Here is an 8755-nt window from a genome sequence, read left to right as displayed (position 1 = left end):
CTTTCTCAGCTGAAATCGCAATACGCAAGGATTCGGCTTCTTTTTCCCTACGAAGGGCATCAGAATTGGCAATCTCTATCTTGGCCTCATTCTCTCCCTTGATAGCGGAGGCATTGGCTTCAGAAATCTTGATACGACTATCACGGTCAGCTTCGGCTTTCCCGATGGATTCGTCCTTCTTAGCCTCGGCAATACCCACAGTCTCGTCCTTTTTAGCTTGGGCGATACTGATTTCTTTGTTCTTCTGAGTAATCGCAATTTTTACATCTCTATCACGTTGCGTTTCAGCTATTTGTGTATCACGTTCTCTATCGGCGAGGGCTTTACCTGTCTCCCCTATCTTTTCTTGTTCAGCTACACTAATCTTGGCTTCGTTGATAGCCTTAGCAGCAGCTTCCTTACCAAGAGCTTCTATATAGCCAGATTCGTCCTTGATATCCGTTACATTGACATTGATGAGTTTCAGACCTATTTTTTTAAGCTCACTATCCACATTCTTAGAAATGTTGTCAAGGAACTTATCTCGGTCAGAGTTGATCTCCTCAATGGTCATAGTAGCAATCACCAAACGAAGTTGCCCGAAGAGAATATCCTTAGCAAGCTCTTGGATTTGCTCAGGAGAGAGTCCTAAGAGGCGTTCGGCAGCTGCATTCATATTTTCTGGCTCGGTGGAGATGGCTATGGTAAAGCGACAGGGTACATCCACTCGGATATTTTGGCGACTCAGGGCATTGTAGAGGTTAGCCTCAATAGAGAGCGGGCGCAAATCCAAGTAGGCAAAGTCCTGGATTACAGGCCATACAAAGGCACCACCTCCGTGAATACAACGGGCAGAAGAACCTCCTGTACGTCCATAGATAACCAATATCTTGTCTGAAGGACAACGCTTATATCGTGCCGTAAGGGACACAATGGTAACAAATAAAACGACTGCAAATATAGCAATCAAACTAATGGGAGAAGAAAAATCCATATATAAATAATTAATGATTCTTAAGATTTATAATTTATATTTTTTCTACTAAAAGAATATTGTTTTCTATTTTTATAACCTTGACAGGAGTGTTTGAAGAAATTTTTTCTCCTTCTGTCATAGCATCTAGCTCTCTGAAAGTTCCACGAATACTGAGGGTTACTTTTCCTATTCCAGATTTGTGTTCAGGAATAGGAATATATACCTGAGCTACTTTCTCAAGAGTTTCTATGATTTTGAATGAGTTATCCTCAGCAAGCTTTAAAAGAGCTTTGATTGTAAGGAAAAAGATATATACAAACAAACATCCTATAACAAAGGCAAAAACAGTCAGGATAATTTTGTTGGAGATAAGCTCATAGAAAGAAATTCCTGTCCAGCTGAAACCCAATAGAAAATTAATCAAGTTTCTTAGCGAAAAAAGCTGAAAGGGAGCGTCATCTCCTGAGAAATCACCATCAAAGTCAGCTTCCAGTCCATCGGAAGCATTGGCACCAACAAAGGTCATTATAGTCTGTATGATGAAGATAAGTGTTACAGGAATAGCAATGAACCAAAATCCTTTTAAGAAAGGTTCCATAGAAGAGAAAAATTCCATAAATGATTGATTTAATTTTGAGCAAAAGTACAAAAAATAATTGCAATAATAAAGCGGTATAGTGTTTTTTAGTAAATAATTGAGGAATTTTTTTTGTTATTATTAGGAATTTATTTCTTTTTTTGTGTATCTTTGCTTTCAAAATATAAAGTATATTAACCTAAACTATGACTGACTATATTCCATTCAAAGATACAGGCTATTTTTCTGAATTTATTACAGATTATCTTTCAGAAAAGGAAGAATTACGATGTTTGTACCATCGTTTTCCTACTCCGTCAGCTTTTTTAGCACAACTTAAGGAAAAACAAGCGCATTATTCACAAGAACATAGAGATATCTTGTTCCAATCATTGGAAAAACAGTATAGAATGTTTGCTATTTCAGAAAAAACGCATACGAATATACAGTTTATTAAGGAGAAAAATACATTTACAGTAACAACAGGACATCAACTGAGCTTATTCACGGGACCTTTATATTTTATATATAAGATAGTATCCACTATAGTCTGTTGCCAACACCTCAGGCGACTATATCCTGATTATCATTTTGTTCCTGTGTACTGGATGGCTACAGAAGATCACGATTTCGAGGAGATTAATCACTTAACATTCCGAGGGCAGAAGGTCGTTTGGTTATCTGATCAGAAAGGAATGGTAGGGGAGTTCTCTACAAAAGAACTTGCGCCCATAGCTCACCTCTTGGAAGTAACTTTAGGTAAGGGAGAAACAGCTAGCCAGCTGGCTAATCTTTTCAAGAGAGCCTACATAGAGCATTCTTCTCTGGCTGATGCTACTCGCTTTCTGGTAAATGAGCTTTTTGCTCCTTATGGTTTGGTAATTATTGATGGAAATGATGTAGCCTTAAAAGAATTATTAGTGCCTTGTTTCAAGCAGGAATTAATAGAAAATCTGGCTCAGAAGGAAGTTGAAAAGACTCTGAAGTATATAAAAAGTATTAATAAGAGCTATCCTGAGCAGGTACACCCTAGGGAAATAAATATTTTCTATGTAAAAGGAAACTTGCGAGAACGAATTGTAAAAGAAAATGGAGAATATAGAGTGCTTAATACTAATATCAAGTTCTCTGAAGAGGAAATAATAAATGAATTAACACAGAATCCAACGTATTTTTCCCCTAATGTTATTCTTCGACCCCTTTATCAAGAAATTATATTGCCAAATTTAGCTTATATAGGTGGAGGAGGAGAGATAGCTTATTGGCTAGAGCTTAAGCAAATGTTCCAAGCTTATCAAGTGCCTTTCCCTATGCTGATGTTGAGGAATTCCGTACTACTGCTTAATGATAAACAACAAAAAAAGTTACGAAAATTACAACTTAGCTATCAGGATATCTTCCTGAAAAATGCAATATTGGAGAACGAAATCACAAGAAAATTTTCAGAAATACCTATTGATTTTTCTTCACAAAGAGCCATTCTAGAAAAGCAGTTTCAGGAACTCTATCAGTTGGCATCTCAAACAGACGCTTCTTTTCGGGGTGCTGTGAAGGCTCAGGAAGTAAAACAACTTAAGGGGCTTGATATGCTTGAAAAAAGACTGCTTAAAGCCCAGAAGAAGAAGTACAAGGAACAGTTGGAAAGAGTTCTCTCTTTGCGGGTGGAGCTTTTTCCTAAGGAATCACTACAAGAAAGAGTAGATAACTTCAGTGAATATATGATAGATACACGAGGACAGCTTATTGATATGTTGGTGAAGAATCTGAATCCTTTTGATTTTCGTTTTGTAATTCTTTCCTATGAGTCGGCAAGCTCTCAAGGGGCTTGTATAGAATATTTCGTGTAAAATTTTTGAAAAATAAATTATTATGAAAGTAACGTATTTGGGGCACGCCTGTGTCAGTATAGAAATTGAGGGGAAGCATTTCCTTGTGGATCCTTTCATCTCTCCGAATCCTTTGGCTAGTCATATTTCCATAGACGCTGTGAAGGCTGATTATATACTCCTAACCCACGCACACGCCGACCACATCCTTGATGCAGAAGCAATAGCCAAGCGTACTGGGGCTAAACTAATTACCAACCCCGAAATCCTTGCTCATTACCGACAATTGGGTGTAGATGGGCACGAGATGAACATAGGAGGCTCTCATCGCTTCTTGGATGGGAAGGTGAAAATAAAGATGATTAAAGCCGTCCATTCCTCTTCTTTCCCTGACGGAAGCTATGGAGGTAACCCTGCAGGATTTTTGGTTAATTATCAAGAGCGAACTATCTACATCTCAGGAGATACAGCCCTGACAATGGATATGAAAATCATACCTCATCAGTATAAGATAGATTTGGCTATCTTTCCTATAGGGAATAACTATACGATGGGAGTACGTGATGCCCTTACTGCGGCTTCTTTCGTGGAGACAAATAATGTATTAGGTGTGCATTACGATACCTTTGATGTAATAAAAATAGATAAGGAAGCCTCCAAGTGCAAGTTCAGCGATGGACATAAGCGGCTACATTTGTTGGAAATAGGAGCCTCACTCGAAGTAAATGACCTGATATAGAAAGAGATTAATAACCTAAGAAGCAAAACTAATACTAGTTTTGCTTCTTTTTTTAGTTGATTTTCTTTACATATTGAGTAAGGATTACAATCTGTTGTCCATCTACTTTACCCTCTATGTATTGAGCATTTTCTGGGTCTAAGGCAATTTTACGCACTACAGTACCCTGCTTGGCTACCATACTGCTCCCTTTGACTTTCAAGTCCTTGATTAGGACTACGTTGTCACCAGCCGAGAGTACCGCTCCGTTACTATCTTTATGAACGACCTTATCTGCTTCTTCCAAGTGGTCGTTTAGTGCTTGAGCGAAAGATAGCTCTTCATCTGTGAGATATAGCATATTGAGCAAATCCAATGACCAACCTTCTCCCTTGAGGCGGTTAAGCATACGCCAAGCCATTACCTTTACAGGCAGGTGCTCACTCCACATACTGTCGTTCAAGCATCGCCAATGATTGCTGTCCATCGTCTCTGGGTTATTAATTTGGCTGATGCAAGTCTCACAAGCCAAAATACTATCATCTACTCCACCTACTTTGGAGGGAGGCACTTGGTAGATACTTAAGGCAGTAGTACTACCACACAGTTCGCAACAGTTCCCACTGCGCTTTTTTAAATCATCTAATAACATAGGGCAAAAATACAATTTTTAATGATACATTATAAATAGTTAAAGGTTAATTATTTATTAAATAAGCTAACCAAATTATTGAAAAAATAGAGTGTTTAAAAATATTATTCGGAGCTTGTAAGCATTTAGGTTTTATTTTTCTATAACAGACGCAAACCAAAAATATACATATGCAATAAGAAAATAATGTTTTTTATAGCTAAAAAAATACAAATCCTACTTCTGATAACATTTACAGGTTCCTAACAGATATTTTAGCTGGCATCTACTAATCCTATATGATACTTTGTATATTAAAAAAATAGGATTCTGCACTGCTGGAGCGTAATTTTTCATATGTAAAACTATAATTCTACATTTCCGACGAGTACTTTGTGTGTCCAAAAATAGAATTCTGCACTACTTGAATGTACTTTTGTATATATAAAACTATAATTCTACATTTCCGAAGAGTATTTTGTATATCTAAAAATAGGATTCTGCACTACTTGAATGTATTTTTGTATATATAAAACTATAATTCTACATTTCCGACGAGTACTTTGTATTTTTAAAAATAGGATTCTGTAGTGCTTGAATGTATTTTTATGTATGTAAAAGCAGGAATTTGTATTGTTGATTAACACTTATGTATTTCTATTGCTTGGGCTCTCACTAGTAATAACAACTAATGACTTCCGACAGCCAACCGTTGAATCCCCTCGGGAGTTACTACATAATCTAAAGGGATATCGCCTTCTCTTACGTCTTCTATATGGGGTTCAGCAGTAAAGAAAGAAAGTCCTACTTTGAGGGTCTCAGACTTGCATTCAGCTAAGAAATTGTCATAAAAGCCCTTACCATAGCCTATACGGTTGCCCTTGGTGTCATAAGCCAAGAGGGGCACAAAGACGACTTCTATCTCTTCGCTCTTCACGGGGATACCTCCTTGAGGTTCAGGGATATGCCACTTGTTATCGGCTTGTATCTGGGAAGGGTCGTAGCGAAAGTGCTCCATACGTACCGTCTCCATTACGGTACGGGAGACGGCCAGCGTTTTTCCTCGCTCTTGTAACAGACGGATAAGGGGTTTCGTATCTACCTCTCCAAAGGATGGGATAGAAAGGAAGCTATGGAAAACCTGCTTGTCCCAAATGGGGAGCCGTAGGGTTTGCTCGGCTATCTGTTGGCTTAGCTGGGCTTGTTGCTCAGGGGGAATGGAGGCTCGCTTTTGTCTGTAGAGGGCACGGAGGGCTTTTTTGTTCATATATATTGTCCTGTATAGCTGTTTTTGTTCTTCCTAATCTCCTCTGGGGTACCTGTGGCTACGAGGTTTCCTCCCTGTGCTCCACCTTCTCGCCCTAAGTCTATGATATGGTCAGCACGGCGAATGACCTCTACATTGTGCTCTATCACGATAATAGAGTGCCCGCGCTCTATTAGGGCATTGAAGGAGCGTAGCAACTTGCTTATATCGTGGAAGTGAAGCCCTGTGGTAGGCTCATCAAAGATAAAGAGGGTTGGGGTTTCCTGATAGGACTTCACTAAGAAGGAAGCCAACTTGATACGTTGCGCTTCCCCACCCGAAAGGGTAGAGGAGGGTTGCCCTAAGGTTACATAGCCTAGACCTACCTCTTGCAAGGGGAGGAGCTTTTGGGCGATTTTCTCCTGCTTGTGCTCGGTAAAGAAAGCTATGGCATCGTCAATGGTAGTTTCCAACAGATCGTGTATGTTCTTTCCTTGGAAGGTAACTTCCAAAATATCAGGCTTGAAGCGCTTACCATCACAGGCCTCACAAGTCAGATGTACATCAGCCATAAACTGCATTTCTATGGTTACCTCTCCTTCGCCTTTGCAGGTCTCACAACGTCCCCCTTCGATATTGAAAGAAAAATGTTTGGCCGTATAGCCACGCATCTTGGCAAGTTTCTGGGAGGCAAAGAGTTGGCGAATATCATCGTAAGCCTTGATATAGGTTACAGGATTGGAACGGGTAGACTTGCCTATGGGGTTTTGGTCTACGAACTCTACACGTTTAATATGGGAGAACTTCCCATCCATACTGCTATATTCGCCTACTTGATCTGTAGGCTGGTCGAGCTTGCGCAAAAGGGCAGGGTAGAGGATATGCTTCACCAAGGTACTCTTCCCACTGCCTGATACACCGGTTACTACGGTGAGCATATCCAAGGGGAAGGTAACATCTATATTCTTTAGGTTATTGGCACGGGCACCTTTGATTTCGATAAAGTGCTTGGAGGCACGAGCTTTCTTAGGCATTTCTATGGTACGCCTACCGCTGAGGTATTCCCCCGTGAGGGTAGGAGCCTTGAGGAGTTCCTCATAGGTACCGGTGGCAACTACTTCTCCACCAAGAGTACCTGCTTCGGGTCCTATATCTATGATGTAGTCAGCAGCTTTCATAATATCCTCATCGTGCTCCACGACGATGACGGTGTTGCCCAAGTCTCTAAGTGATTTAAGGACGTGGATAAGGCGTTCGGTATCTTTGGGATGTAACCCAATACTAGGCTCATCCAAGATATACATAGAGCCCACCAAACTGCTTCCCAAGGAGGTAGCCAAATTGATACGCTGACTCTCCCCCCCTGATAGGCTATTGGATTTTCGGTTGAGGGTGAGGTAACCCAAACCAACGTCCAACAGGTAGTGCAGGCGGTTGTGTATCTCCCTTAGGAGGCGCTCGGCAACCTTCTGTTCGTAAGGCTTAAGGGTAAGATGGTCGAAGAAAACCACCAAGTCGGAGATTGGCATAGAGACCAAGTCGGAAATGGACTGACCTCCTATGCGCACATAATTGGCTTCGGGGCGGAGTCGCTTTCCTTTGCAGGCGTAACAGGTAGTCTTGCCTCGATAGCGTGCCAACATCACTCGGTTTTGTATCTTATAGTTCTTTTCCTCCAACTCTTTAAAAAAGGCGGTAAGCCCTGTAAAGTACTCATTGCCGTCCCAGATAAGCTGCTTTTGTGCTTCGGTGAGCTCATACCAAGGGCGGTGGATAGGGAAATCAAACTTGTAGGCGTTGTTCACTAACTGATCTCTGAACCAAGACATCGTCTCCCCGCGCCAAGGATAAATAGCGTTATCATATACTGAAAGGGAGGTATTGGGTACAATGAGAGTTTCATCAAGTCCTATAGTATCGCCATAGCCTTCACATACAGGGCAAGCCCCATAAGGGTTATTGAAGCTAAAGAGATGCACATTAGGCTCTAAGAAGGTAATCCCATCTGCCTCAAACTGGTTGGAGAAGTGATGTTCCTCTCCTGTGGTTAAGTCCTCCACAAAGCATACACCTTTCCCTTCGAAGAACGCCGTGCTTACCGAATCGGCTAAGCGCTGGGCGGTTTCTTCTTCGTGATCCACCACAATACGCTCTACTACTAAAGAAAAATCACCTTTAACCTCCTTGAAATTCAAATCACTCAGGCGCTCTACTTTCCCTTGGTACTTGATACGGGCATATCCCTGCTCCTCTAATAGGCGAAGAGTCTGCTCGCAAGTACGTCCAGCGCTGGGAACGATAGGGGAGAGCAGTAAGAGTTTGTGTTCGTTGGGGAAGGAAAGGATAAAGTCCACTACATCGGAGACAGTATCTTTCTTGACCTCTCTACCTGAAACGGGTGAAAAGGTATGTCCCACCCGAGCAAAGAGTAGCTTTAGGTAGTCATACACTTCGGTGGAGGTACCCACCGTAGAACGAGGGTTACTGGTATTGACCTTCTGTTCGATGGCAATAGCAGGGGAGATGTTCTCAATAAAATCTACCTTAGGCTTGTCCAACCTACCCAAGAACTGGCGAGCGTAGGAGGAAAGGCTCTCTACATAACGACGTTGTCCCTCTGCATAGAGGGTATCGAAGGCTAAGGTAGATTTCCCAGAACCTGAAAGCCCTGTAACCACCACTAATTTCCCTTTGGGGATAGCCACGCTGATATCCTTAAGGTTATGCAGTTTAGCTCCTTTGATAAGGATTTGTTCTTCTTTCATAGCATTTTCACAATGGGTGCAAAGATACTTATTTTTT

Annotated in this window: 7 protein-coding genes; 2 read left to right on the top strand and 5 right to left on the bottom strand. The window is 41.1% G+C overall.

Going from position 1 to position 8755, the window contains the following annotated elements; genetic code table 11:
* Both RYK20_RS01370 and RYK20_RS01365 read right to left on the bottom strand, forming a co-directional pair.
* The coding region (locus tag RYK20_RS01370) for an SPFH domain-containing protein (protein WP_314894132.1) at positions 1 to 973 on the bottom strand (973 nt) is incomplete at its 3' end.
* Positions 974 to 1007: 34 nt separating this feature from the next.
* The gene (locus RYK20_RS01365; RefSeq protein ID WP_314800599.1) at positions 1008 to 1571 is read right to left on the bottom strand and encodes an NfeD family protein; all 564 of its coding nucleotides are present in this window, start codon (positions 1569 to 1571) and stop codon (positions 1008 to 1010) included.
* Between the two features lie 167 nt (positions 1572 to 1738).
* On the opposite strand from RYK20_RS01365, the gene bshC reads away from it, so the two are divergent.
* Together bshC and RYK20_RS01355 are read left to right on the top strand one after the other, a co-directional pair.
* A complete protein-coding gene (gene bshC, locus RYK20_RS01360) occupies positions 1739 to 3379 on the top strand; it encodes a bacillithiol biosynthesis cysteine-adding enzyme BshC (protein WP_314894131.1) in 1641 nt (546 codons plus the stop codon).
* 22 nt (positions 3380 to 3401) lie between these two features.
* A complete protein-coding gene (locus RYK20_RS01355; RefSeq protein ID WP_314894130.1) occupies positions 3402 to 4097 on the top strand; it encodes a metal-dependent hydrolase in 696 nt (231 codons plus the stop codon).
* Between the two features lie 52 nt (positions 4098 to 4149).
* Here the strand turns inward: RYK20_RS01355 and RYK20_RS01350 are convergent, their stop codons facing one another.
* The 3 genes from RYK20_RS01350 to uvrA all read right to left on the bottom strand — a co-directional run bounded on the left by RYK20_RS01350 (position 4150) and on the right by uvrA (position 8718).
* Positions 4150 to 4728, bottom strand: a complete 579-nt coding sequence (locus tag RYK20_RS01350) for a PhnA domain-containing protein (protein WP_314894129.1) — start codon at positions 4726 to 4728, stop codon at positions 4150 to 4152.
* A 667-nt stretch (positions 4729 to 5395) separates the two neighbouring features.
* Positions 5396 to 5974, bottom strand: coding sequence for a 5-formyltetrahydrofolate cyclo-ligase (locus RYK20_RS01345; RefSeq protein WP_314894128.1), 579 nt, complete (start codon positions 5972 to 5974; stop codon positions 5396 to 5398).
* Positions 5971 to 8718, bottom strand: a complete 2748-nt coding sequence (gene uvrA / locus RYK20_RS01340; RefSeq protein WP_314894127.1) for an excinuclease ABC subunit UvrA — start codon at positions 8716 to 8718, stop codon at positions 5971 to 5973. The genes RYK20_RS01345 and uvrA overlap by 4 nt, the downstream gene beginning before the upstream one ends.
* Positions 8719 to 8755 lie beyond the last annotated feature (37 nt).

The sequence above is a fragment of the uncultured Capnocytophaga sp. genome (assembly GCF_963525585.1).
In the GTDB taxonomy this organism is placed as follows: Bacteria; Bacteroidota; Bacteroidia; order Flavobacteriales; family Flavobacteriaceae; genus Capnocytophaga.
Note: the sequence above shows the minus strand (reverse complement) of the source record. Positions and strands in the feature narration are given on the sequence as shown.

Excerpts from the sequence above, each read along its gene's own strand:
- RYK20_RS01355 (WP_314894130.1), top strand. The coding sequence starts at position 3,402 with ATGAAAGTAACGTATTTGGGGCACGCCTGTGTCAGTATAGAAATTGAG.
- RYK20_RS01345 (WP_314894128.1), bottom strand. The coding sequence starts at position 5,974 with ATGAACAAAAAAGCCCTCCGTGCCCTCTACAGACAAAAGCGAGCCTCC.
- uvrA (WP_314894127.1), bottom strand. The coding sequence starts at position 8,718 with ATGAAAGAAGAACAAATCCTTATCAAAGGAGCTAAACTGCATAACCTT.
- RYK20_RS01350 (WP_314894129.1), bottom strand. The coding sequence starts at position 4,728 with ATGTTATTAGATGATTTAAAAAAGCGCAGTGGGAACTGTTGCGAACTG.
- RYK20_RS01365 (WP_314800599.1), bottom strand. The coding sequence starts at position 1,571 with ATGGAATTTTTCTCTTCTATGGAACCTTTCTTAAAAGGATTTTGGTTC.
- bshC (WP_314894131.1), top strand. The coding sequence starts at position 1,739 with ATGACTGACTATATTCCATTCAAAGATACAGGCTATTTTTCTGAATTT.